This window comes from Vibrio sp. OPT24, assembly GCF_015163545.1.
Lineage (GTDB): Bacteria > Pseudomonadota > Gammaproteobacteria > Enterobacterales > Vibrionaceae > Vibrio > Vibrio cyclitrophicus.
The window spans coordinates 1,087,433-1,110,456 of sequence record NZ_JADDYI010000053.1; the positions used below are offsets into that span (position 1 = coordinate 1,087,433).

A 23,024-nucleotide genomic window follows, 5' to 3' on the forward strand; every position below is an offset into this window, starting at 1 on the left:
CAACCGGAAGAATGATCATGGTATATATAACACGTCAGAAAATTGATAAGTCCATATTATGAAGCATGATCAAGGTGTAAACTCATCAATATTGATCCGTATGAATGTCCGTTCGAAATGATCAACCTCCGGAAAAATGATCAAGTAAATATCGTTCCGGAAGCATATAAATTTATAGCTAACTTACGGACAAATGCTTTTGCAATGGGGATTCAAGCTCTATAAGGCCTGATTGGTTAGAAATTCAATCGACACAGAATGAAAATGCAGAAACATGACAATTTCATGATCATGCTTCCTGATTTATTATGTTGCGAGCTAAAAGTGCCCAACCACTGACGGTGTGACCAATCTCGACCAATTTTTAAACATAAAAGGGGAGCAACGATATAAAAGCCCCATTACTTGATCATTGTTCCGATGAATTGGCTGTCAAAAATATCCACATTGGCGACTTAGAAGTGATGAAGAGGTGCTTGAAGAATTGTGGACTGTGGATAAGCTGTACAAGCACAATGATCATGCTTTCGAATCAATAATGATCATGCTTACAATCACTTAATGATCATAGTTCTGAAGTTCTGTGATCATGCTTTCTTAAGTTTAATGATCATAGTTTCGTGCTCTTTATGATCATGCTTTCCAAGTGGTTTTTTTTTAATTATTTAAATTCAAATACTTAAATTAGAATTTGCACACAGATCATTAGATCACTTAATCATTTAAGATCATATTAATCAAAAAGATCAGTTATTTAAAAACCAATAAATTCTCTTTCTTTATGATCATTCTTTCTTTATCATTTTGGAACTATAGTGAAATTACGGTTAGTGTGATACGGATCAAAAATGAAACCAGAAGAGAAATTGTTAATTAAGGCACGAAGCCACAAAGATGGTCATTTATTTGAGGTATCTGAAACAGCCGTTGAATGGATAGAACAATATCAACACTTCAAAGGTGTCACTAAAAGCATAGTTGAGCTTCTTAACCTAATTTCACTACGCGGGTTTAGTAGCAAAGACGGATATGTTTCTACCACTGAGATTATCGAATCAACCGATGGTCAAGTAACTCGAGCTGCTTTGCAACAAAGGCTTAGAGCCGCTGTAAATATCGGTCTTTTCAAGCAACTTCCAGTTCGCTTTGAAGAAGGTCTTGCAGGTAAAACTATGTTGCATCGCTTTGTTAATCCAAACCAATTAATATCGGTATTAGGTGCTACTAGCTTAGTAACGGAAAGCGTTAAGCAAAATGAAAAACAAAAACGTTCTAAAGCGCTGGCGCAAACCAAAGTAAACAAACGTTTATTGAATGAACACGGACTCAATACCCCGCCAACGATGAAAGACGAAGCGGATCAATTCATTGTTTCGCCAACCAATTGGGCAGGGATTATTGATCAAGCGTTAGCGCCACCAAGAACGCGCAAGAGCTACCAAAAATCGATGGTTTCGATCTCTGGCACTCGAGCTGTGATCGAGACACGATCTTCTAAAAATATTATGACGGTTGATGATCTGATGACGTTATTTGCGTTATTCACACTTACTGTTCAGTATCATGATCATCACCAAGATGACTACCATCTAGACGCAAAACATACCCCGAACAAAACACCGCTCTACATTACGGATATTTTGTCATTACGAGGCAAGAAGGACAGTGGTCCAGCTCGTGACTCTATCCGCGATAGTATTGATCGTATCGAGTTTACCGATTTCCAACTTCATGAACTTACTGGCCGCTGGCTTAGTGAGAACATGCCAGAAGGCTTTAAGAGTGATCGTTTCCGATTCCTAGCGAGAACCATTACCGCGTCGGAAGAAGCGCCTACAGAAGGCTCTGACGGCGAAATTCGCATTAAACCGAACCTATATATCCTAGTCTGGGAACCTTCGTTCTATGAAGAGCTTCTAACCCGTGATTATTTCTTCCTATTCCCGCCAGAAATCCTGAAGCAGCATACCTTGGTTTTCCAAATGTATTCTTACTTCAGAAGCCGCATGGCACGTCGGCATACGGACTGTATGTTGTTGAGCGAACTCAATCAGAAACTAGCTCGTAACATCGATTGGCGTCGCTTCTCGATGGATCTGGTACGTGAACTCAGAAAGTTAGGTGAAGTCGGGGATCAAGAAGACACCTTCTTAGTGAACTTGTGGGGTTACCACTTGACGATCACCTCGCTGATCGAAAAAGGAAAAACGACCGATTACCAAGTGGATATCAAGTGTAACGTGGAAGAGGTATTACGTTACTCAAGAGCACGAACCACTAACGCCGGTAAGCGCAATATGGCACCAACGTTACCGAATCCACTTCGTAATGAGATGGTATCTAAGCAGAAGTTAGAAGAGCTGTCTGAGATTATTGATGGTGAGTTTGAACCTATCCAACGTAAAGCACCGTCACCAAGAGGTAAATTGGGACGTCGAGTTAAACAGCGTAAACACTCTGTTGAGATAAATGCCGACGAGATCATGATAACTCTCTCTAAATATACCTCTGCAGAGGCCCTGGAGCGCAGTATAACGGCTTTATCAGCAATGACAGGGCACTCACATGCCTCAATCAAAGAAGAGTGCTCTGAGCTTATTGAGAAGCTTGATTGGCTGAGAGTAGGAGATGAGGTCATCCCATACGAAACGTTGAGTCGATTGATTGAGTTGTATAACGACCGTGATAGCACCAGCAACCGACACTTGTCGATTGAACGTTTGATCTCAGGTTTGGCTGTGCGTCGCAAAGTATGTAAACAAGTTCACGAAGGCCATTTGGACGAGAATGTATTCCTAGCGCTCGATGAAATGGCGATCGGCCATTAGCCATTATCCGTTTCCCGCAAGCAGTAAGCCCGTATTGATGGTCGATGAATGGATAGGTTGAACACATTGGGTGTTGATTAAAATCGCACCTAATGCTGACAAATTGATGACAATGTAACGCATCCAGTTGATTATTATTTATCCCGAATAGACAACCTTTGTCCTTTCTTATGATTAATAGATTGGCTCATATTTTGTTACATCATACTGAATAGATTTTCGCGAGTTCCTGAGGGACTCGCTTTTTTTTGCCTGAAATTCAGCTAATCATTAAAATTCAATAGCTTAAAGAATTAGATACTGAAGCATGATCAAGGTTAGATCATTCTTTCTGTGGATCTAACTCTGATGAGATTCTGATTTGATGTTTGATCGTGAAGGGCTTGATCAGTGGAGGTGACTTTGAATATTACCTTGATCATCGTTCTGGTGCTGATTTGCCATAAAACGCACATGCGATTCGATCAGTTTTTCTGACTCTTCTTTCCAGCGCGGTTCTTGTTGTTGGTTAGTAAATTCCAAAGCCAGTACACATAAATGCTGGAGCCGCTGCGTACACCACTCTTGCAAGTCAGGCTCTGATTTTGGATCGCATGACACGGCCTGCAGCTTGCTATAGGCAAACATCAGGTATTGATAGGCCTTTTCTTGATTGTGCGAACCACCAGCCTCGTTTGAGAGCGATGATACGCTTGGTGCTGCAAACTTTGTTGATGTCGTCAGCGTTACGTCTTTATGTCGATAAAACGTAAAGATTCTCAGGCATCCGTCTAGCCAACATGCGATGCCTTTGCTCTGCTCGTTCGTGATCAATGGCCCCCAGAGTGCATCTGGAGGCGTTAAGATCAAAGGTTCTAACCGGTCCACTTGATCATGCTTTCGGTTTTTGTACCAATCTCCGATCCGCTCTAACCAAGTGTCTAGTTCATTCATGCAATTTTATCCCATTGTTTTACAAAGTGATTATTGGCAACTTGTTTGATTTTATGCTGTATTTCGCTGCTCTGATCTCGAATACGATCAGCGTCTATTGAATAGTTTGGCTCATTTTTGACGAGTTCGCCAAATGGTAGATTGGGATCGGGAACTGCAGAGATCAACAACTAGTGTAAGGGTGTTGTGGATTGGTCAAGATCGACTGAGTTGATCCCCATTCGACGATCTGCCCTTTGTGATGACGTAGTACATCGGCAAATTGTTCTTCGATGGTTAATACAGGGTATTCCAGAGTTCATTGCACTCTGGAATACCATCGCAATCTCACTCCAACGCAATGTATTCAAGCGGTTATCCGACAAGCTCAATAGGTCTTGCCCTTTAAACAGTATCTTTCCCCCTGACATGAAAGCCGGCGGCTTTGCAGGCGGTTAATGGCAAATGCGATAGTGCTTTTGCAACAACTTGATTCTCCGGCTAAGCCGAAAATTTCGCCTTGGCCTATGCTAAAGCTAACGGATTTGACCGCATTGAAATCACCGTCATCGGTGATGTAGTCGACACATCGATTTTTTACTTCAAGAAGAGGTGTATCTGAATTTTCCATAGACATGATTGATACTTAGTTATGATATTGATAACCATTATCATTAATATGTGTTGGATTTAGTGGAAGCGACGAGCACGAAAAGGATGAAGTGCCTCGAAATTTATCTTGGGTTATTTCACGAATTTCCAGCAGAAGAGAAGCATTGAAAGAGGGGAAAATGAGAGTTGGATCAAACCACATTTCTTATGGGGAATCTTTTAAATGTAATTGCAGAAAATGGCTTTGGCAAAGTTTAAATGAGGCATTTATTAATTAGCTTTGTGAAGCGTCGGAATCATCACATTTCAGTACAGAACTTCTTAACAACCGAAATAGCATTTGCTACAGATTACCTGTCCATTACATGGTGCTTTTCGGAGGAAAACATGTCCATTAATTCTATCAACCATGATGAAATGACAAATATTGCAAATAAGTGGGATGCTGAAGAAGAAGTATCTTTCAAACCAGAGAAGAAAATGAAATCTGCTGAAGCTCGTCGCCGTATCGAGGCTCTAAGAGAAATTAGAGAAAGCGGTTTGAGTCTGGAAGAGGCGAGGGAGTTAGGTCTGATTCACTAATCATTCCCATTGCATTTAAGAGGGTGGTGCAATGCCACCCTTTGATTTATAAGTGTTTTTATGATTTTTCTATGTCCAACTCCTAATATGGATGATTTTATTCCTGCCTTTGAAACCTGCCTCGTCTTTTTAATATGCCTTCTTTCTAACTAAATATACGCTCAAGACATACTCTTGAACTAAGTGGTTTGACAGCAATATTCAACGCCACTAATTTTAAAGTTAACGCAAAAATATGCGATGTCGTTGGTAAGGAGAAAGCTATGTCTAATTCTGTGGCTCACGCGAAAGAGGTGCTGTTTTATGAACCTGAAGATCCAAACGGATACCTTTCAAACTTTGCAGCTTGTCCTATCGAGGTTGGTGACCATATTTGGGCTACCAGCGAACATTATTACCAAGCGATGAAGTTCTCCTCTCAAGCGTTACGCAATATCATTCTCGAAGCCAGAACGCCCGCAGAAGCCTTTTCCTTAAGTCGTGATTATGAAGACCAAGTACGTGAGGATTGGTACGACATTCGTGTTGAAGTGATGGAGTTCATCGTAGCCGAGAAGTTCAGACAGAATCCGCAGTTTGCTTTGTTTCTTACTAATACGGGTGATTCAGTGATTAAAGAACATTCTCACAAAGATAGTTTTTGGGGGGATGGGGGCGATGGAACTGGCGAGAACCGTTTGGGCGAGATATTGATGGCGGTGCGACAACAGCTGCGTACTCAGCCATCACATTTGACCGATTACTGTATTTGACCGATTACTGTATCTGACCGCTTAGCATTAACCTATTCGTCTATTGGATTTTAACTAAACGACTTGTCGTCACCAAAACTGAATTTTAAAGGCCGCTCAGCGAACAGGGCGGCCTTTTTCTTGGGAAGTTGACTCAGTGTGAGTAAAAGTACAAAAACGCGTTACCGCGTCATACTGGCGTTGCAAAGATAAATAAGTGCCACAGGGCTAGTGAGGTCCTATAACTTGATATAAAACTAATATAACCAACTGAAGCTATAGATAGCTTTGTACGATGTCTTCGAGCTGGCCATCGTCTTTCATTTGATCAAGACGCTGGTTAATGAACGTTTGCAGTTTAGGATCCATCTCAGGGTCAAATGCCAAATGGATAGGGTAATTATTGATCACTGAACCAAATTCTTGCATCTGATAGTCATCGATACTTAACTTTTGCTGATTTAGGTTGTATTTAATTCTCGATTCCATTTCAACAAACACGGTATCGCCTGGCGCACGATTTAGTACACGAAACGCTGCTGTATAATCTTTTACTCGAATTTCGTTGAGCTTACCTTGCTGGATATAAGGTTCTAGGTTCGGATACTCGAAACCTACAAGCAACACAACGGCTTTTCCGTTTAGATCGTCAATAGTATTAAACTCAAATGGCTCCTTGCCGCTGCTGAGTAATACATGTTTTACATTGTAAATTGGCTCTTCAGACAGATTAACCGACTGGATGTTTCCCCAACTAGGGCTGCCGTAGGTTACCCAGTTTGGGTTTTCTCTAGCATCGAGCTTGTCGATCATTCGATTGAAAGGGTAAGTGTGGTAGTTGATCTCGTATTGGCTGTCGTCGAATACCGCTTCAACAATATCTGAAACCATTCCTCTGTGAGATGACCCGTCAGATTCGATTTGAAAAGGTTGCGCTTGGCTCGCAATAATGTAGTAGTGAAGAGGTTCGCTTGCAAAAGCATAACTGCTTGAAAACAAACTGACTATGGATGCAACGATAAGATGTTTTTTCATAACCTTCCCTAGTTATTTGATGAATGACTACTATTATACTAGTTGAGTAATTGTAGTTTGCTAGGATAACAATAATGGTAAATTTTGTATGGTGAAAAAAGGAAAACGCTATATTGGACTCTCTCGACAATTGATCGGGTCAATCATTGCAATCAGCACCCTATTTACAGTCATAGTGACAGGTCTGGGTTTGTATGTGGAGTACCAAAATCGAGTTTCTTTTATCAGCTCTCAGATCGAACAGGTTAAAGCAGGATACCTTTCTGGCTTAACTTCTAGCTTGTGGGTGGAAGATCGCGACCAATTACTTGTACAAGCTGAAGGCATTTCCCGTCTCCCCTCTGTGAGCTACTTGTTGATTGAGAGCCCCGATGAAAAAATCGTAGAATTAGGGCAACAGACCTCTGGTCAGTCTTATTCCCAATCTTGGGAAATGGTGCACCAAATGGGCGGCATTGACTTCCCATTGGCGACGCTCACTGTGCAGTCTGATTTAAGCATGATCCTCAATGATTTCGAGGAGAGAGTTCTCTTATTGCTTGCCTTCGAAGCGGTTAAAATTTTCTTGCTGTCTGTGGTGTGTTTAACCATTGTTTATCGCCTGGTCGTGAAACGACTAATGACTATGTCTTCTCAGATCAATGAACAGCAGGTTGAAGACAATAAGCCACGTTTTCTTACCCCTACAGAATCTGCCTATCAAGATGAGATCTCGACACTAGAGTCTAGCTACAACCAATCTATTGAACGAATTCGTCAGCAATATCAAGAATTGGAAAAAGCTAAAAACACCGCTGAAATCGCTAACCGCAACAAGAGTGAATTCCTTGCCAACATGAGTCACGAGATCCGCACCCCAATGAATGGGATTATTGGGTTGTCATCATTGCTCTCTGAAATGGACATGTCGAAAGAGCAAAAAGAGTATGTCGATATGCTCAACACCTCTTCGCTTACTCTCCTTGATCTAATCAACGACATTCTCGATTATTCGAAAATTGAAGCGGGTCGATTAGAACTGCAACAAGAACCGATGAAAATGATGGGTATCGCTGCTGATGTTGAATCGACCTTCAGAGTCAAAGCAGAGCAAAAAGGACTGAGGTTCCAGTTGGCGATAGATCCCAAGATTCCAACCATGGTCATTGGTGACGGTACTCAATTAAGACAAGTGCTCAATAATTTAGTGGGTAACGCGATCAAATTCACCGAACATGGCTATGTCACGCTATCCATCCATTTAGAGCAAGTGATAGAACCTGAGCAAAAACTAAGGATGAGATTTGAGGTTACTGATAGTGGCATCGGTATTGCGGAAGACAAACAAAAATCAGTCTTCGATAAATTCCAACAAGCCGACGGCAGTACTACCCGTATTTACGGAGGCACAGGGCTAGGTCTAACGATATGCGATAAGATTGTGACCTTGATGGGCAGTAAACTTGAGCTGACCAGTGTCGAAGGCAAGGGGAGTACATTTTACTTTACGGCTGACTTTGATCCGTGCCTGGATGTTGATGAAAGTAATATTGATTTCAATAAGGTCTCGGTGTTATTGGTGGATGACAGCCAACTGAACATGCGTATCACGTCGACACAACTGCAGTCGTTCGGCGTTACCTCAGAGTGTTGTGAGACAGCAGGTCAAGCAATAGAGCTGGTTTCAGAGTCTGTGGTGAAGTCATTGCCTTATGATCTGGTGCTGATTGATAAAGTGATGCCAAACGTTGATGGTTTTCAGCTTGCCAGAAGCTTGATCGAGCGCTTCGGTAAAGCGTGCCCTAAATTGGTCATGATATCGGCTGACCCACGAAAACAAGATGAAGTGCGTGCCAAACAAGTGGGCTTTGTTGCCTACATTGCTCGCCCTTATCAAGATAACCAGCTTAAATGGACGCTGAGTGAAGTCCTCGTAAGAGCGGCCGATACTGAAATATTTACTTACTCAAACAGAGGTGAGGTTGCGTTCAAGGACAATGAGCCTGTTCCATCGACTAAACCTGAAGTTGTTGTTAAAGAAGATCTACAGCCAGAAGCGGCCAAAGCCTTGTTTAGCGGTAAAGTATTGGTCGTTGAAGATTCTAGAGTGAATCAACAAGTGGCCAAGATGATGCTCAAAAAGCTAGGGTTCGAGGTTGATATTGCAGACAACGGTGAAATTGGGGTAGAGAAATTTAAGGCTAATGAGTATGAGATGATCTTTATGGATTGCCAGATGCCAGTTCTCGATGGCTTCGAAGCGACTAAGCAGATCCGAGTACTCGAAGAAGATTCTTCAAAGCATATTCCAATCGTTGCGCTGACGGCCAACGTTGTGCAGAGAGACAAGCATTTATGTTTTGATGTCGGTATGGATGAGTTTTTACCCAAGCCGGTAAATCAAGGCAAACTGAGAGAAATTGTCGAAGGGTTCTTATCTAAAGATAGTGAATCGACGAGTAAAAATGAGCAGAAGATTGTTTAGGTTAAATGCCTTTGAAGACTGAGTATTGGGTTAAAAGGTAATAAAAAAGGTGGTCGAATAGACCACCTTTTTTGATTCAGAGTGTTTGAAACTAGTCTCTGTCGATGGCGAACGGCGACCATGCTTGGCGAGTCGGCATCACTTCAACGCGGTTGATGTTGATGTGATCAGGCAGCGTTGCTATATAGAACATCTGCTCTGCGATGTCTTCTGCCGAAAGTGGTGTGGTGCCTTGGTAAAGGTTGTCTGATGCCATTTGGTTACCCTTAGTTCTCACTAGAGTAAATTCTGTTTCTGCGATGCCAGGGGATAGGTCAGTCACGCGCACGCCAGTACCTTGAAGGTCACAGCGTAGGTTGTAACTAAACTGTTTTACAAATGCTTTACTTGCGCCATACACATGGCTTCCTGGATACGGCCATTGCCCAGCAATTGAGCCTACGTTGATGATTGAGCTACCCGCACCGCTTTCAATTAACTTCGGAAGTAGAGCATGCGTGACATTGACTAATCCAGTGACATTCGTGTCGATCATAGTGTGCCAATCTTTTAAATCCACATCAGGTGCGCCTTCCGGTGCCAAGGCTAAGCCTGCATTGTTAACCAGCGCTGTAATCGATGAAAACTCAGCGGGTAGCGAATCAACTGCTTTTTTTACGGCGTCTGCGTCTCGAACGTCGAGTTGAATCACATGTACAGGCACCGTCAATTCTTCCTTTAAGTCGAGCAACCTTTCAATACGACGACCCGACAATACGAGCGACCAATTGTCTTCTGCAAAGCGTTTTGCTGCTGCTTTACCAAATCCGGATGTCGCCCCTGTAATGAACGCTATCTTATCCATAAGTAAATCCTTCTAATTTGAAATTAACATAAGTAGTGCCATGCCGATAAGGATCGGCGCGGTCGTTGTTTTTGCAGGCAAGTTAGGTACTGAGATATACAGTTTCTGCCCTAATAAATTGCCAATCACAGCCGTCGGAAGTAACCATAAGCCTGTGGTAAACGTGTTTTGGTTGAATGCACCGATCCAAATAAATCCGCTTAATGAAACAGCAGAACTCAACAAGAAAAATACAATGGCGGTTGCTCTCTGCTCTTTGGCTTCAATAGTGATATTCATTAAATACGTCACTAACGGAGGCCCGCCAGAAGAGGCCGCGGTCATACTGAAACCGGATATAGCTCCTGCCCAAAATGCGTGCCGATGGTGTAACCATGTCAGGCGAAAATCCAAAATAATCAGTGCACCAGCCACTAAAGACATCATCGCGATAAAGGTCTTCAAGCCTGATTCCGATATCGCGCTAATGAAATACAGCGAGAAAGGCACCGCAACCAACATGCCTATACACAGCGGCGCAATAAGCCGGATATTAATGGTGGTTTTACTTCGCTTGAGCAGAGGAAAGGTACTTAAAAAATCCAACAGGATAGCGATGGTTACTGCTTGCAATGGTGAAACAATAAAGCTGAGAGAGAGTGCTGCGATAATCGCAAACCCAAACCCTGAATAACCTCGAATTACTCCAGCAAGCAGAATCATTGTCATCGCCAATCCCATTTCCACTCTTGCTCACCTCTTTGCTTTTGATATTGCTGCTGCGTTAATTAGCGTTCGATGAGACTTGTCTCGTCTGCCTTTCAATCTATTCACACCTAAGAATTTTGAATAGAGCCAGATCGACGATTGGATTGGGTCAGGCTGTTGTTTGGATCGGGGACGAGATTTGAGCTGATTCACTGGCCCAAGATTTTGTTGAAACTGACACTATGAGCTTCGCCCTGTTTGGGACGAAGATTATTGCATCCGATAGCGCAACCTTTTCAATCTCGTGTTTCGCGTCTTTTATTCTCGAAGATGAGTCAAGCACGAGCGGTTGTGAATCTAGTGTTGTTTATGGAGACGATGAAATGGAAGTATCAACAGAACAGCTTGTAAACCAAGATATTATCGACCTCGACAAGAGCGTATTTCATTCTTGGTCGATTCAAGAAGCGGCTGAGCCTATCGCCATTGCTGGTGGGCAAGGGTGCAAAATGTGGGACTACGAAGGTAAAGAGTACCTTGATTTTAGTAGCCAACTGGTTAACACCAACATTGGTCATCAGCATCCACAAGTGATTAAAGCGATTAAAGATCAGGCTGATTCATTGGTGACCGTTGCCCCTGCGACAGCAAACCTCACTCGTGGTTTGGCCGCTAAACGTATTTTGTCTAAAGCACCAAGCACGTTTAAGAAGGTGTTCTTTACCAACGCAGGCGCAGATGCCAACGAAAATGCAATTCGTATGGCAAGACAGTTCACAGGACGCGATAAGGTGCTTTCTGCTTATCGCTCTTACCACGGAAATACCGGTACAGCGATTGCGGCGACGGGCGATTTTCGCCGTATTCCAAACGAGTATAGCCGTGGGCACGTTCACTTCTTCAATCCATTTCTCTATCGAAGCGAGTTCAACGCGGCGACTGAGGCAGAAGAGAGTGAACGTGCCCTGCAGCATTTAGAGCGAGTGATTGAATGCGAAGGGCCAACGGCGATTGCGGCTATTATTCTAGAGACCATTCCGGGAACAGCGGGATTCCTCATTCCGCCAAAAGATTACCTTATTGGTGTGCGTGAGCTTGCAACTAAATACGGCATTCAATTGATCTTTGATGAAGTTATGGTTGGTTTTGGTCGAACGGGTAAGTGGTTTGCGTTTGAACACTTTAATGTCGTGCCGGATCTTATTACTTTCGCGAAAGGGGTTAACTCGGGTTATGTTCCAGCTGGTGGTGTGGTGGTCAGCGAACCGATCGTTGAGTACTTTAAGTCGAACTTCTTTATGGGTGGCTTAACGTATTCTGGTCACCCTCTAGCGATGGCTTCGATCGTTGCAACGCTCGATGTGATGGAGCAAGAGGGCATTGTTACGCATGCTGATAATGTCGGGAATAGCGTTCTTGGGCCGCTTCTGCTTAGTCTTCAAGAGCTGCATCCTATGATTGGTGATGTGCGCGGTAAAGGGATGTTCTGGGCGCTTGAATTGGTCGAAGACCGAGAAAGTAAAACGCCATTGAGCAATGAGAAAATGGGTCAATTGAAAGCGGAGCTAACGAAACGAGGCCTGCTAACCTTTATTGTTAATAATCGTATTCATGTAGCTCCTCCTTTGGTTATTCAACCAAGCGAGATAAAGAAAGGCGTTAAGATCATTGACGACGTTTTGTGTGAGCTTGCATCTTAATTTTTCAATCGGATAACCAGTAACGAAACCAAGGCACTTTGATAAGGACTCCCCATTCTTGTTTAAGTGTCTGGCTTTTAGATTGTTATGTCGATCCTAAAAAGAGCATCAATTGATGCTCTTTTTTACGTCATTCTCTTTTTAAGTCATGCTCATGGATAGTGTCGGTAAACAGCCCTAAGTGATGCTAAATCTTCATTACTTCAGACAGCTCTTTGATGCCGGGAGCGATCAGATCTTTATCGATGGCGTGAAATCCTAATCGGAAATAAGAGTTGGGATCATATTCTGACAATGATTCATAACCCGATTCCGTTTCGGTATTAGTCATAAAGTGTGAATACCCAGTTTCAATCAGTATCCCTTTCTGTGCGGCTCGTGAAGCCAGTCGTTGGCTGTTAATGTGGCTCGGTGTTTGTAGCCATAATGAGTTGGCTTGCTCGCTTTGTGCGAGTCGTTTGCAATCAGGTAAATACTTTAAGACGGCATCATTGAGCAGTTTCCAACGCTGACGCGTGTTCTCTCTGAAGCGTCTTACAAAACTGTCGTAGTAGCCTTGTTCAATAAAATGCGCGACTTCCATTTGAATACGGCTTGGTGCGTGTCGATACATTAACCGTCGCAAGATTCTTAAGTCATAAATCAGCTCTTCGGGTGCCACGATGTAGCCTAATCTCAAGCCGGGTGCCAATAGTTTGGAAAAGCTGCTGACGTAAATGACTCGGCCATCTTTATCATTAGCTTTAAGTGCCGGTTTGGGATTCCACTCAACGTTGCACTCGGCATCGTAGTCATCTTCGATAATGATGGCATCATTGGCCTTTGCCATCTCAAGCAACTGAGTTCGACGTTCGTCACTCATGGTAACCCCAGTTGGCGCTTGGTGGCTCGGAGTGACGTAGAAGTGGTCACACAGCGAAGAGTGTTCATTGAGCTTTAACCCCTGCTCATCCACTTGATGAGGGTGTAACTGCGCACCTGAGAGATTAAAAATATGGTTTGCTTCTTTATAGCCGGGGTTTTCGACGCCGACTCGGCTTTGAGCATTCATCAGTAAAGTCGAAAGCAGATAGAGCGCATTCTGCGAGCCCATTGTAATTAGGATTTCATCACTTTGAGCGTGGATGCCTCGTTGTGGTAGCACCCGTGTGCGTATTTGTTCCACCAGCATATCGACGTCTTTATCAACTTTGTCACACAGCCAGCGGTGGTCATGAGGATCTGAGGTCACTTTTCTTGTCGCTTCTCGCCATTGAGCCAATGGAAAGTCATTGATTGAAGGCTGGCCAAAAATAAATGGGTATTGATAGCAACTCCAGTGCGACGGTTTGACTATTCGTGGGTATTGACTTAATTGCAGCTTCACTCGTTTGCTCCAATCCGGTGCATTGTTGCTGTCTGTTGATTCAAAATGATCCAAGCTAGAGTCAATTTCATCGCTCGGATTTTGATACTTTTCTGATAAATAATAACCACTGCGAGGTTTACTTATCAGGTAGCCATCGTCGAGCAAACTGTCGTACACCAAGGACACAGTATTGCGTGAAACACCTAATTGGCTAGAGAGCTTACGACAAGATGGGAGCGCTTGTTCAGCCGGAAAAATACCATTCAATATCGCCGTCACCAAATAGCTACGTACTTGTTCTTGCAGGCTTCTTTTGGAATCAAACTCGATGAAACAATTGTGATTTATCGCCATGAGATACAGTCCTTATTCTCAGTGAACCTCAGTCCAATTTGTATAAAAGAGCAAGAAATGAGCCAGAGTTCATATCAATTCTCAACGGTGATTTTTTACTCTGTCTCGAACCCGAAATTTGATCTGTCTTTTATATGAAAATGGCTCTGTCCCAACCTGAAAATTAAATTGGCTCTACGTCTTAGATGCATTCCGTTCATAAAGTAAAGGCAGGCAAATAATCTCGATAAGGAAAGCACATGAGACAGGGAATGACGATGAAGGCATGGGTTTCAACGGCGGCAGCAACCGTTGTGCTGGGTTGTTTTGGTGTTGCACAAGCATCAGAACTTTCAGCCATTGAAAAGCAAGGCTTTATGAAAGTGGCGACAGAAGATAACTACTCACCATTCAACTACATTGACCGAGGCAAGCCTGCGGGGATCAATAAAGATTTGCTTGATGAGCTGCGTGAATATTCAAAGTTCGATATTGAACAAGAGATCTTACCCTGGACAGGGTTGCTCGCCTCAGTATCTGCGGGTCAATACGATGTGGCGCTAACGGGCGCTATCGTGACAGACGCTCGATTGAAGGTGTTTGATTTTACGCCGCCTATTGCCTCAGCACAGCATTATTTCTTAACCAGAGCGGATGCTGACGACATCAATACGGTGTCGGATCTAGACGGCAAAACGGTGGGATTACAAGCGGGTAGTGCTTTGTTAGAGCGACTGCCAGAGCTCGAAGAAATGCTCGAAGCACAAGGTAAATCTTTAGGTAAGGTCGTTCAGTACCAATCGTACCCAGAAGCGTATTCAGATTTAGCTATTGGTCGAATCGACTACGTCATCAACAGTGTGGTCTCGGTTAACGAGGTAGTGAAATCTAAGTCTAACGTCTTTAAAAAAGGTGAGGCGGTATCTGGCCCTGGTTTCGTAAGCTGGCCTGTTCCAAAAGAGAGCCCTGAGCTATTGGCTTACCTCACTGAGTTTTTCATTCACCTAGAGCAAACAGGAAAAATGGCAGAGTTGCAGAAGAAGTGGTTCGGTGAATCGTTCGAGCATCTTCCTTCGGAAGCCATCACTTCAGTAGAGCAGTATCACAAGCTAACAGCGGTCCAGTAGATCAGTAAGCACGCGCTGGCACAAACAGTTAACCGCTGTTTGTGCCGATGACAAAAGGGCTAGAGCGATTTTACCCATTTGTCATTCGCGCAAAAGCCTATTGCAAGAAGTCGCTTTTTAAAGAGGTCGTTTATGGATTATTACGCTTGGGAACAGTTGCTACAGGGCGCGTGGGCTACAGCATGGATATCGGCAGTCTCGATTGTATTGGGTGTGGTGATTGGGCTAGCGATTGCCTTAATTCGAATGATGAAAATCCCATTTGTCGATCAAATGCTGGGCATCTATGTCAGTTGGGCAAGAGCAACACCTCTGGTGACTCTGGCTCTGTTTATCTTTCTTTCGTTTCCCTCATTTGGCATCAATTTAGACAAACACGTTTCTGCCATTTTAGCGCTTACACTCAACACCTCGGCATTTAATGCGGAAATTTGGCGCAATGCCTTTCTCAACTTTTCAAAAGGGCAAATGGAAGCAGCCGAGGCTATTGGTATGAGGCGGCTGACTTATTTTCGCCGAATCATGTTCCCACAAATGGTGATCATGAGCCTACCTGCATTGGTCAATGAAATGTCGTTCTTAATCAAAGGCAGCCCTGCCATCGCGGTGATTGGTATTGTTGATTTAACCCGTGTCACCAACCGAATTGCAGCGGTTACCTATGAGCCACTTGGGCCAATTCTGTGTGCGGGTGCCATATACATGTTGATTATTGGCGTGTTGGTGAAATTGCAAGCTGTGGCTGAAAACCGAGCTACTTATCTACAGCAATAAGTGCATACATCTGTTAACAGCAGCAGTAGTCGCAGTTTAGCCGTTATGATTACTTGGTCAGAAACACGATTTATCTGCGTATTGAAGTGCTATCTCGTGGGTAAATATAAGGAGTAAATATGGAAGAATGGAATATTATCTGGCAACAAAAAGAGCTGTTTGCTTCTGGTTTTGTGACCACGTTTTATCTTTTTGTCTCGTCTTCAATCTTGAGTTTCGTCATAGGTATTGGTTTGTTGTACTGTCTCGAAAGCTCGAGACTCGGTGTTAAGTACACCATCAACAGTTTGATCGGCATTATGCGTACCTTACCGTTTCTGATCTTAGCCTACCTGCTCTATTACGGTTTACCTCAGGTTGGTATTCGATTGGACGCAGTGACAGCGGGAATCATAGCGCTCAGTCTCTATCATGGTACGTATTTCTGTGAGATTTTCCGCGGTGTGCGTAAAGGGTTAGAGCCTGGTTACATCGAAGCAGCGCACGCTTATGGCTTTTCTAAGCTGAAAACCTTCACCCGAGTCATCACGCCCAACGTGTTATTTAAGTCGGTTCCTCTGATCACTAACCAACTCATTATCTGCTTAAAAGACACTGCATTTCTCAGCATTATTACGGTCGCTGAAATTACTGCGGCGGCTAACAGTATTCAATCCACATATTTTATCCCATTGAATGCGTTCATCATTGCTATCGCGCTCTACTGGGCTGTGAGTATTGCACTTGAAACCATCACCAAACGAATCCAAACCAAAGTTGAACTTAGAGGGCTTAGCCATGCTTAAACAATCAGAGATTATTGAAACAGAAGCACCGATTAACCCCTCTTTGGGAGTGAGTTTGGAAGTGATTGAGTGTGAGCCACTATTGGAAGAACGAGAGACGATCATCAGCGTTGAAAACTTGTCGAAGCAGTTTGATGGAATCGAAGTACTGCGAGACATCAACCTGACTATAAAAAAAGGCGATGTGGTGAGTATTCTCGGCTCGTCAGGTTCGGGTAAGTCAACACTATTGCGCTGCATGAATTGGCTAGAGCAGCCAGAGCGCGGCACGATTTTTATGGGTGATGAACGCATTGGGATCAACTCTGAAACGGGTAAACCACTCAAATACAAAGAGTTAGCGAAACTCAGAGAGCGCCTTGGCATGGTATTTCAAAGCTTCAACTTATGGCCGCATCTCACCGTGTTGCAAAACGTGATGGAAGCGCTGGTTCATGTTAAGAAGATAGCGAAATCTGACGCAGAGGAGATGGCTCGTAAGCAACTTGATAAGGTTGGCATGTCTCACAAGCTAGAGAGTTATCCAAGTATGTTATCGGGTGGACAAAAGCAACGTGTCGCGATTGCTAGGGCGCTCGCGATGGAGCCAGATGTATTGTTGTTTGATGAGCCAACTTCGGCGCTCGACCCTGAATTGGTCGAAGAGGTGTTACTGGTAATGAAGAAGCTATCGCAAGAGGGTTACACCATGGTAGTGGTGACTCATGAGATGGAATTCGCGCGTCAGGTGTCGGATCAAGTAGTATTCCTTGAGAAGGGGATATTGATTGAGAAATCCAACCCAGAGAAGTTCTTCACTAACCCAGATTCACCAAGGGTTAGACAGTTCCTCAAGCTTGATTCATGAACTAGATGATTCACATCACCTTAATGTTTGACCGCTAAATCCTAAACTCCGACTGAATCAGTCGGAGTTTTTGTATGTGTGGGGTTCTTCTCTCAAGCAGGCACAGCATTACCCAATGCTATCAATATGGAGCACCACAGAATCGGGTCGCCAATATTCCAGCTCGCAGTCCATTAACTCGCCATCTTGTTTGTAGTTCACTCGGCAGATCTTAAGAACAGGCTGGCCCTCAGCCAAATTCAATGCCTTGGCGACATGGGCAGGGGCAGAGGTAGGGACCACGTCAAAGCGAGAGCGTTGGGTCTCGTAGCCGTATTTTTCTCGGTAGATACCTGTCAGCGACATAGTGAGGTTTTCTGACAACACCTTTTCAAACAGTGCCGCTTTCAAGACGTTTTCAACGAACAGCACCGCTCGGCCATCAATAAAGCGTAGTCGCTCAATCACGTGTATCGGCGTTATCTGTTCTATCTCTAATGCTTTGGCGTAATCGCCCGCGGCCATCTCTGTGCGGGTGCTCAGCAGCCTTGTTTCTGCAATACGATGTTGTTCGCGAATCATTTGGTGAAAATGAGAACGAGACAATGGGTTGTAGCGAATTCGTTCGGGTGATACATACCAGCCACGGCGCTCTTCTCGGTATATCAGACCTTCGGTTTCTAATGACACCAATGCATCTTTGAGCGTGATTCGTGTGGTGGAAAACAGCTCGCTGAGCTCTCTTTCCGATGGCAGTTTTTGCCCCTCGGTGAAGATGCCTGATTGAATCTGCTCTCTGATGCTCGCCTTAATTCTGCCTAGCTGTGTCCCTGATTGCCCTGTTGCCAATGTTCTCATTACTGATCTAGTCCATAGGTTCGTGTGCTCAATAAGGTAAACCACGGAGTTAACAGGAATGTGACAGTAAACAAAGGCTTACTGTCATATGAGTGAAATATAACTGCCACAGAAATGCATCTGAACTGTCAAATAAGTTGCGCGAAAGCGTCACACTCCGGCGATAGCATACAAAACGAACTTACTGACCTAGTCCAGAGGGATAGAGACAATGAAAACTTTGCTTAGCCGTTCAACTGTATCGCCAGCTAAATTAATAGGTGCAACATTAATAACGGCAACACTTTCAATGCCAGCGATGGCGAAGGATGCTGATCTTGAGTCACTGGTAAAAGCCGCTCAAAAAGAAGGTGCGGTTTACAGTGTGGGTATGCCAGACAGTTGGGCAAACTGGAAAGGCACATGGGCAGACCTGAAAGCAAACTACGGTTTGAAGCATCAGGATACGGACATGAGCTCGGCACAAGAGATCTCGAAATTTGAAGCAGAGAAAAGAAACGCAACCGCAGATATCGGTGATGTTGGTTTCGCATTTGCACGTGTCGCTGTGAAAAAAGACGTAACACAGCCATACAAACCAACCACTTGGAATGACATTCCAGATTGGGCAAAGGATAAAGATGGTCACTGGGCTCTGGCTTACACCGGTACTATTTCGTTCATTTCAAACAACAACCTTGTTGAAGATGCACCAAAATCTTGGAGTGACTTACTAGAAGGTGACTACAAAGTAACAGTCGGTGATGTAGGCGTAGCAGCGCAAGCAAACAACGCGATTCTAGCGGCTGCATTTGCTAACGGCGGTGACGAGTCAAACCTAAAACCAGCGATTAAATTCTTTGGTGAGCTAGCGAAGCAAGGTCGCCTATCTTACACAGATCCAAGCATCGCAAACCTTGAAAAAGGCGAAGTGGAAGTTGCGATCATGTGGGATTTCAACGCATTGAACTACCGCGACACGATCGACCGTGAGCGCTTTACGGTAAACATTCCACAAGATGGCTCAGTGATTTCTGGTTACACCACCATCATCAATAAATACGCGAAAAACCCGAACGCGGCGAAGTTGGCTCGTGAATACATCTTTAGTGACCAAGGCCAAATTAACCTAGCAGAAGGTTACGCACGTCCAATCCGTAGCAGCGTTACGCTACCTCAATCAGTACAAGACAAGCTGATCTCGAACGAGCAATACAGCAACGTGCACCCAGTATCTGACTTCTCAGCATGGGAAAAATCAGCACGTCGCTTGCCACGTCAATGGCAAGAAAGCGTATTGATTCACCAGCAATAACCCCGCTTAACACGCCACCTGTAATGGGTGGCTTATAGTAACAAGCAATAGAGAATAGACCATGAGCAATAAGGTTATCCTTGTTGTTTTAGATGGACTGAATTATCAGGTAGCCCGTGATTGCATGGGCTACCTGAACGGCCTTCTAGAACTTAGTGACTCGAAAAACAGTAATCACAGCGTTTCCCAAAATCAACAGGGCACTTCGCAAATCATGAGCACGCAAAAAAACAAACTGCGCGCCACTCTTTACCCTGTGCAATGTGAATTGCCGTCAATGTCACGCCCACTGTATGAGTGCATTTTAACGGGAGTCCGCCCTGTCGAGAGCGGCATCGTTAACAACCAAATCGTGCGTTTATCGAATCATGAGTCGATCTTTAGCTTGGCTAAATCGCAAGGTAAAGTGACGGCTGCAGCGGCCTATCATTGGGTGAGTGAGCTGTATAACCGAGCGCCATTTGATGCTGTGCGTGACCGCTTTACCAACGATGAGACCATGAACATTCAACATGGCTGTTTCTATCACTGGGATCACTACCCAGATGAAGCCTTGTTCTTGGATGCAGAGCACCTGCGCGTCACTCATCAACCTGATTTCTTACTGATTCACCCAATGAACATTGACGACATAGGACACAAGCACGGGCTGGATTCTCGCCAATACCGCAACAGTGCACGTGGCGCGGATATCTACCTGTCGAATTACCTTGAGAAATGGGTAGATGATGGTTATCAAGTGATCATCACCAGTGACCACGGCATGAACAATGACTTGTCTCACGGTGGCATTCTGCCCGAAGAGCGTGAAGTGCCATTCTTTGTGATTGGCGATAAGTTCACACACCAAGAATGTTCAGTGAAACAGACCGACATCTGCGGCAGCGTCTGTCAGCTACTCAACCTTGAACACGATAAGTCTTACACTCAGGAATTGTTGGCCCTATGAGCAGTTCTGTAATCACGCAGAGCGATGGCTCTGCGCTTCAACCCAAAACCAAATCTTGGTTCAAACGCTTCAAGCCCGCTTTGTGGCTTGCGCCTTTCGCCCTATTTTTCTATCTGTTCCAACTGGCACCTATGGTTTGGGTGCTGATCAACAGCTTTTTCTATGACGACGAACTCTCTCTCGAAAATTACGCTGAAGTGTTCGACTCTGCCTTTATGATGCAGGCTTTTGGCAACAGTTTATGGTTGTCGATTTGGTCGAGCATTGTTGGCTTGGCGATTGCGACTCTGCTGGTTTCTTCACTGCGCCGCGTTGATTCTAAAATCCGCGATGCGGTGATTGCGTTTACCAACATGAGCAGTAACTTCTCAGGCGTGCCTCTGTCGTTCGCCTTCATCATCATCCTTGGCACCAACGGTGCTATCACCTTGCTGCTTAAGCAGTACGGGCTATTGGGTGATTTCGACCTGTATGGCAAGTGGGGCTTGCTGGCGATTTATATCTACTTCCAGATCCCATTGGCGGTGTTGTTACTCTATCCAGCGTTTGATGCTCTGAGTGACGACTGGCAAGCTGCCTCAGCACTGCTTGGTGCGAAAACTTGGCAATACTGGACTAAAATTGCGCTGCCTGTGCTATCTCCTGCCTTGTTTGGCACCTTTATCATCTTGATTGCCAATGCGATTGGTGCGTATGCGAGCGTGTATGCGTTGACCTCGGGCAACTACAACGTGATTACGATTCGAATCGCGAGCTTAGTATCGGGCGACTTGTTCCTAGAACCCAACCTAGCTGCCGCAATTTCCGTAATTCTGATGGCGATGCTGGCCTTCATCACCGTGATTAACCAATGGCTGATCAGCAAAAGCTACGTAGGGAAGAGAAAGTAATGAACACCGTAGATACTCGCTTTCATAAAACGGTTGTCTATTCGATTGTCGGCATCATGATGATCCCGATCTTAGCGACCTTTATCTACTCGATCTCTTCTCGATGGGGCGCAACGATCCTGCCGGATGGCTTCACGTTAGATTGGTATATCAACCTGCTGACGGATCCTCGCTTCTTGCAAGCCTTTGGTCGTTCACTGTTTATCTGCGTGGCGGCACTGTCATTGAGTGTGGTGTTGGTTCTGCCTGCGATTTTCGTGGTGTTTTACTATTTCCCGAAACTCGACAAGGTGATGAATATCCTTATCTTATTGCCGTTCGCAGTGCCTCCTGTGGTGTCATCGGTGGGTTTACTTCAATTGTATGCAGACAGTGAAATCTCACTGATAGGCACGCCGTGGATTTTGATTGGCACCTACTTCACTATCGCGTTGCCATTTATGTATCGCGCGATTGCCAACAGTTTTGAAGCAATCAACCTGCACGACTTGATGGACGCTGCTCACCTGCTCGGCGCAAGCACCACTAAGGCATTTCTATTGATTATTCTGCCAAACCTTAAGAAAGGCTTAATGGCGTCGCTGTTCTTGTCGTTCTCGTTCCTACTGGGTGAGTTCGTGTTCGCCAACATCTTGGTCGGTACACGCTACGAGACACTGCAAATCTACCTATACAACATGCGTCAAACCAGTGGTCACTTCACGTCAGCCCTTGTGATGACGTACTTCCTGTTTATTTTCTTACTGACTTGGTTGGCAAGTCGTTTCAGCCAAGGAACAAAATAATGAGCTATGTAAATGCGAAAAGCCTCACCAAGCGTTTTGGTGACAACACAGTGTTTGAAGACATTGAATTCTCAATCGAGAAGGGCGAATTCATTACTCTGCTTGGCCCGAGTGGCTGCGGTAAATCAACTCTACTGCGTAGCTTGGCAGGCTTGAATCCTGTTGATGGTGGCGAAATCTGGGTGAATGGCGAAGAGATTACTCACCAAGTGCCGCAACAGCGTGGCATCGGCATGGTGTTTCAATCTTATGCGCTGTTCCCGAACATGACGGTTGAAGGCAACATTGCGTTTGGTCTCAAGATGAAAAAGCTTGCTGCCGATGAAATTAAACGCGAAGTCGCGAAAGTGATTGGGCTGGTGGACTTAACGGGCAAAGAGAAGTTTTACCCGCATCAGCTATCAGGCGGTCAGCGTCAGCGTGTCGCTTTGGCAAGAGCCTTGGTAGTTAAACCACGTATCTTGTTGTTGGATGAGCCGCTTTCAGCGCTGGATGCGAAGATCCGTAAACATCTGCGCCAACAGATTCGAGACATCCAAAAAGAGATGGACCTGACCACGATCTTCGTGACTCACGATCAAGAAGAAGCGATGATCATGTCTGACCGTATCTTCTTGATGAACAAAGGCGAGATCGTGCAAGCCGGCACACCCGAAGAGA

20 protein-coding genes and 2 pseudogenes are annotated in these 23,024 nt (G+C 44.5%); 14 read left to right on the plus strand and 8 right to left on the minus strand.

What is annotated here, in order from left to right; genetic code table 11:
* Positions 1 to 848: 848 nt before the first annotated feature.
* Entirely contained in the window at positions 849 to 2,828 is a 1,980-nt protein-coding gene (locus tag IQO02_RS18455; RefSeq protein ID WP_010432193.1) for a replication initiator protein RctB domain-containing protein, read from the plus strand.
* A gap of 387 nt (positions 2,829 to 3,215) precedes the next feature.
* Here IQO02_RS18455 and IQO02_RS18460 read toward each other — a convergent pair whose 3' ends face one another.
* The 3 genes and pseudogenes from IQO02_RS18460 to IQO02_RS22600 all read right to left on the minus strand — a co-directional run.
* Positions 3,216 to 3,761: a hypothetical protein gene (locus IQO02_RS18460; RefSeq protein WP_016793252.1), complete on the minus strand. Its 546-nt coding sequence runs from the start codon at positions 3,759 to 3,761 to the stop codon at positions 3,216 to 3,218.
* Positions 3,758 to 4,002, minus strand: a pseudogene (locus IQO02_RS22595) (ABC transporter ATP-binding protein); the annotation flags it as partial. The gene IQO02_RS18460 and the pseudogene IQO02_RS22595, both read right to left, overlap by 4 nt.
* Positions 3,994 to 4,377: pseudogene (locus tag IQO02_RS22600) on the minus strand (ATP-binding cassette domain-containing protein); the annotation flags it as partial. The pseudogenes IQO02_RS22600 and IQO02_RS22595, both read right to left, overlap by 9 nt.
* A gap of 362 nt (positions 4,378 to 4,739) precedes the next feature.
* Between IQO02_RS22600 and IQO02_RS18465 the strand changes: the two are divergent.
* On the plus strand, positions 4,740 to 4,934 hold the full coding sequence (locus IQO02_RS18465) for a PA3496 family putative envelope integrity protein (RefSeq protein WP_004736928.1): 195 nt from the start codon (positions 4,740 to 4,742) through the stop codon (positions 4,932 to 4,934).
* 263 nt (positions 4,935 to 5,197) lie between these two features.
* Positions 5,198 to 5,686 carry an NADAR family protein gene (locus tag IQO02_RS18470; RefSeq protein ID WP_016800446.1) on the plus strand — a complete coding sequence of 163 codons (489 nt, stop codon included), beginning with the start codon at positions 5,198 to 5,200 and terminating at the stop codon, positions 5,684 to 5,686.
* A gap of 255 nt (positions 5,687 to 5,941) precedes the next feature.
* Here the strand turns inward: IQO02_RS18470 and IQO02_RS18475 are convergent, their stop codons facing one another.
* On the minus strand, positions 5,942 to 6,700 hold the full coding sequence (locus IQO02_RS18475) for a substrate-binding periplasmic protein (protein WP_010432210.1): 759 nt from the start codon (positions 6,698 to 6,700) through the stop codon (positions 5,942 to 5,944).
* Between the two features lie 88 nt (positions 6,701 to 6,788).
* On the opposite strand from IQO02_RS18475, the gene IQO02_RS18480 reads away from it, so the two are divergent.
* A complete protein-coding gene (locus IQO02_RS18480; RefSeq protein ID WP_016800447.1) occupies positions 6,789 to 9,164 on the plus strand; it encodes a response regulator in 2,376 nt (791 codons plus the stop codon).
* A 91-nt stretch (positions 9,165 to 9,255) separates the two neighbouring features.
* Here IQO02_RS18480 and IQO02_RS18485 read toward each other — a convergent pair whose 3' ends face one another.
* Together IQO02_RS18485 and IQO02_RS18490 are read right to left on the minus strand one after the other, a co-directional pair.
* Positions 9,256 to 10,008 (minus strand): SDR family NAD(P)-dependent oxidoreductase, encoded by a 753-nt coding sequence (locus IQO02_RS18485; RefSeq protein ID WP_010432215.1) that lies wholly within the window; start codon positions 10,006 to 10,008, stop codon positions 9,256 to 9,258.
* A gap of 12 nt (positions 10,009 to 10,020) precedes the next feature.
* On the minus strand, positions 10,021 to 10,716 hold the full coding sequence (locus IQO02_RS18490) for a sulfite exporter TauE/SafE family protein (protein ID WP_029203719.1): 696 nt from the start codon (positions 10,714 to 10,716) through the stop codon (positions 10,021 to 10,023).
* A 362-nt stretch (positions 10,717 to 11,078) separates the two neighbouring features.
* Between IQO02_RS18490 and IQO02_RS18495 the strand changes: the two genes are divergently transcribed.
* The gene (locus IQO02_RS18495) at positions 11,079 to 12,395 is read left to right on the plus strand and encodes an aspartate aminotransferase family protein (RefSeq protein WP_016800449.1); all 1,317 of its coding nucleotides are present in this window, start codon (positions 11,079 to 11,081) and stop codon (positions 12,393 to 12,395) included.
* A gap of 187 nt (positions 12,396 to 12,582) precedes the next feature.
* Here the strand turns inward: IQO02_RS18495 and IQO02_RS18500 are convergent, their stop codons facing one another.
* Complete coding sequence (locus tag IQO02_RS18500) at positions 12,583 to 14,097, minus strand: PLP-dependent aminotransferase family protein (RefSeq protein WP_016787466.1); 1,515 nt, start codon at positions 14,095 to 14,097, stop codon at positions 12,583 to 12,585.
* Between the two features lie 239 nt (positions 14,098 to 14,336).
* On the opposite strand from IQO02_RS18500, the gene IQO02_RS18505 reads away from it, so the two are divergent.
* The 4 genes from IQO02_RS18505 (at position 14,337) to IQO02_RS18520 (ending at position 17,609) form a co-directional block, all read left to right on the plus strand.
* Positions 14,337 to 15,203, plus strand: a complete 867-nt coding sequence (locus IQO02_RS18505) for a transporter substrate-binding domain-containing protein (protein ID WP_032544965.1) — start codon at positions 14,337 to 14,339, stop codon at positions 15,201 to 15,203.
* A gap of 132 nt (positions 15,204 to 15,335) precedes the next feature.
* Entirely contained in the window at positions 15,336 to 15,977 is a 642-nt protein-coding gene (locus IQO02_RS18510) for an amino acid ABC transporter permease (protein ID WP_010432242.1), read from the plus strand.
* A gap of 119 nt (positions 15,978 to 16,096) precedes the next feature.
* On the plus strand, positions 16,097 to 16,762 hold the full coding sequence (locus tag IQO02_RS18515) for an amino acid ABC transporter permease (protein WP_016800450.1): 666 nt from the start codon (positions 16,097 to 16,099) through the stop codon (positions 16,760 to 16,762).
* Complete coding sequence (locus IQO02_RS18520; RefSeq protein ID WP_010432249.1) at positions 16,755 to 17,609, plus strand: amino acid ABC transporter ATP-binding protein; 855 nt, start codon at positions 16,755 to 16,757, stop codon at positions 17,607 to 17,609. The genes IQO02_RS18515 and IQO02_RS18520 overlap by 8 nt, the downstream gene beginning before the upstream one ends.
* Positions 17,610 to 17,717: 108 nt before the next feature.
* Here the strand turns inward: IQO02_RS18520 and IQO02_RS18525 are convergent, their stop codons facing one another.
* Positions 17,718 to 18,446 carry a UTRA domain-containing protein gene (locus IQO02_RS18525; RefSeq protein WP_010432250.1) on the minus strand — a complete coding sequence of 243 codons (729 nt, stop codon included), beginning with the start codon at positions 18,444 to 18,446 and terminating at the stop codon, positions 17,718 to 17,720.
* A gap of 211 nt (positions 18,447 to 18,657) precedes the next feature.
* Between IQO02_RS18525 and IQO02_RS18530 the strand changes: the two genes are divergently transcribed.
* The 5 genes from IQO02_RS18530 to IQO02_RS22275 all read left to right on the plus strand — a co-directional run.
* Positions 18,658 to 19,740 carry an ABC transporter substrate-binding protein gene (locus IQO02_RS18530; RefSeq protein WP_010432253.1) on the plus strand — a complete coding sequence of 361 codons (1,083 nt, stop codon included), beginning with the start codon at positions 18,658 to 18,660 and terminating at the stop codon, positions 19,738 to 19,740.
* A 61-nt stretch (positions 19,741 to 19,801) separates the two neighbouring features.
* Positions 19,802 to 20,689, plus strand: a complete 888-nt coding sequence (locus tag IQO02_RS18535) for an alkaline phosphatase family protein (protein WP_010432256.1) — start codon at positions 19,802 to 19,804, stop codon at positions 20,687 to 20,689.
* Positions 20,686 to 21,579, plus strand: coding sequence for an ABC transporter permease (locus IQO02_RS18540; RefSeq protein ID WP_010432260.1), 894 nt, complete (start codon positions 20,686 to 20,688; stop codon positions 21,577 to 21,579). The genes IQO02_RS18535 and IQO02_RS18540 overlap by 4 nt, the downstream gene beginning before the upstream one ends.
* The gene (locus IQO02_RS18545) at positions 21,579 to 22,364 is read left to right on the plus strand and encodes an ABC transporter permease (RefSeq protein WP_016789989.1); all 786 of its coding nucleotides are present in this window, start codon (positions 21,579 to 21,581) and stop codon (positions 22,362 to 22,364) included. The genes IQO02_RS18540 and IQO02_RS18545 overlap by 1 nt, the downstream gene beginning before the upstream one ends.
* Positions 22,364 to 23,024, plus strand: a 661-nt coding sequence (locus IQO02_RS22275; protein WP_228006066.1) for an ABC transporter ATP-binding protein, incomplete at its 3' end; no start/stop codon positions are given. The genes IQO02_RS18545 and IQO02_RS22275, both read left to right, overlap by 1 nt.

Excerpts from the sequence above, each read along its gene's own strand:
- IQO02_RS18455 (WP_010432193.1), top strand. The coding sequence starts at position 849 with ATGAAACCAGAAGAGAAATTGTTAATTAAGGCACGAAGCCACAAAGAT.
- IQO02_RS18460 (WP_016793252.1), bottom strand. The coding sequence starts at position 3,761 with ATGAATGAACTAGACACTTGGTTAGAGCGGATCGGAGATTGGTACAAA.
- IQO02_RS18465 (WP_004736928.1), top strand. The coding sequence starts at position 4,740 with ATGTCCATTAATTCTATCAACCATGATGAAATGACAAATATTGCAAAT.
- IQO02_RS18470 (WP_016800446.1), top strand. The coding sequence starts at position 5,198 with ATGTCTAATTCTGTGGCTCACGCGAAAGAGGTGCTGTTTTATGAACCT.
- IQO02_RS18475 (WP_010432210.1), bottom strand. The coding sequence starts at position 6,700 with ATGAAAAAACATCTTATCGTTGCATCCATAGTCAGTTTGTTTTCAAGC.
- IQO02_RS18480 (WP_016800447.1), top strand. The coding sequence starts at position 6,789 with ATGGTGAAAAAAGGAAAACGCTATATTGGACTCTCTCGACAATTGATC.
- IQO02_RS18485 (WP_010432215.1), bottom strand. The coding sequence starts at position 10,008 with ATGGATAAGATAGCGTTCATTACAGGGGCGACATCCGGATTTGGTAAA.
- IQO02_RS18490 (WP_029203719.1), bottom strand. The coding sequence starts at position 10,716 with ATGACAATGATTCTGCTTGCTGGAGTAATTCGAGGTTATTCAGGGTTT.
- IQO02_RS18495 (WP_016800449.1), top strand. The coding sequence starts at position 11,079 with ATGGAAGTATCAACAGAACAGCTTGTAAACCAAGATATTATCGACCTC.
- IQO02_RS18500 (WP_016787466.1), bottom strand. The coding sequence starts at position 14,097 with ATGGCGATAAATCACAATTGTTTCATCGAGTTTGATTCCAAAAGAAGC.
- IQO02_RS18505 (WP_032544965.1), top strand. The coding sequence starts at position 14,337 with ATGAGACAGGGAATGACGATGAAGGCATGGGTTTCAACGGCGGCAGCA.
- IQO02_RS18510 (WP_010432242.1), top strand. The coding sequence starts at position 15,336 with ATGGATTATTACGCTTGGGAACAGTTGCTACAGGGCGCGTGGGCTACA.
- IQO02_RS18515 (WP_016800450.1), top strand. The coding sequence starts at position 16,097 with ATGGAAGAATGGAATATTATCTGGCAACAAAAAGAGCTGTTTGCTTCT.
- IQO02_RS18520 (WP_010432249.1), top strand. The coding sequence starts at position 16,755 with ATGCTTAAACAATCAGAGATTATTGAAACAGAAGCACCGATTAACCCC.
- IQO02_RS18525 (WP_010432250.1), bottom strand. The coding sequence starts at position 18,446 with ATGAGAACATTGGCAACAGGGCAATCAGGGACACAGCTAGGCAGAATT.
- IQO02_RS18530 (WP_010432253.1), top strand. The coding sequence starts at position 18,658 with ATGAAAACTTTGCTTAGCCGTTCAACTGTATCGCCAGCTAAATTAATA.
- IQO02_RS18535 (WP_010432256.1), top strand. The coding sequence starts at position 19,802 with ATGAGCAATAAGGTTATCCTTGTTGTTTTAGATGGACTGAATTATCAG.
- IQO02_RS18540 (WP_010432260.1), top strand. The coding sequence starts at position 20,686 with ATGAGCAGTTCTGTAATCACGCAGAGCGATGGCTCTGCGCTTCAACCC.
- IQO02_RS18545 (WP_016789989.1), top strand. The coding sequence starts at position 21,579 with ATGAACACCGTAGATACTCGCTTTCATAAAACGGTTGTCTATTCGATT.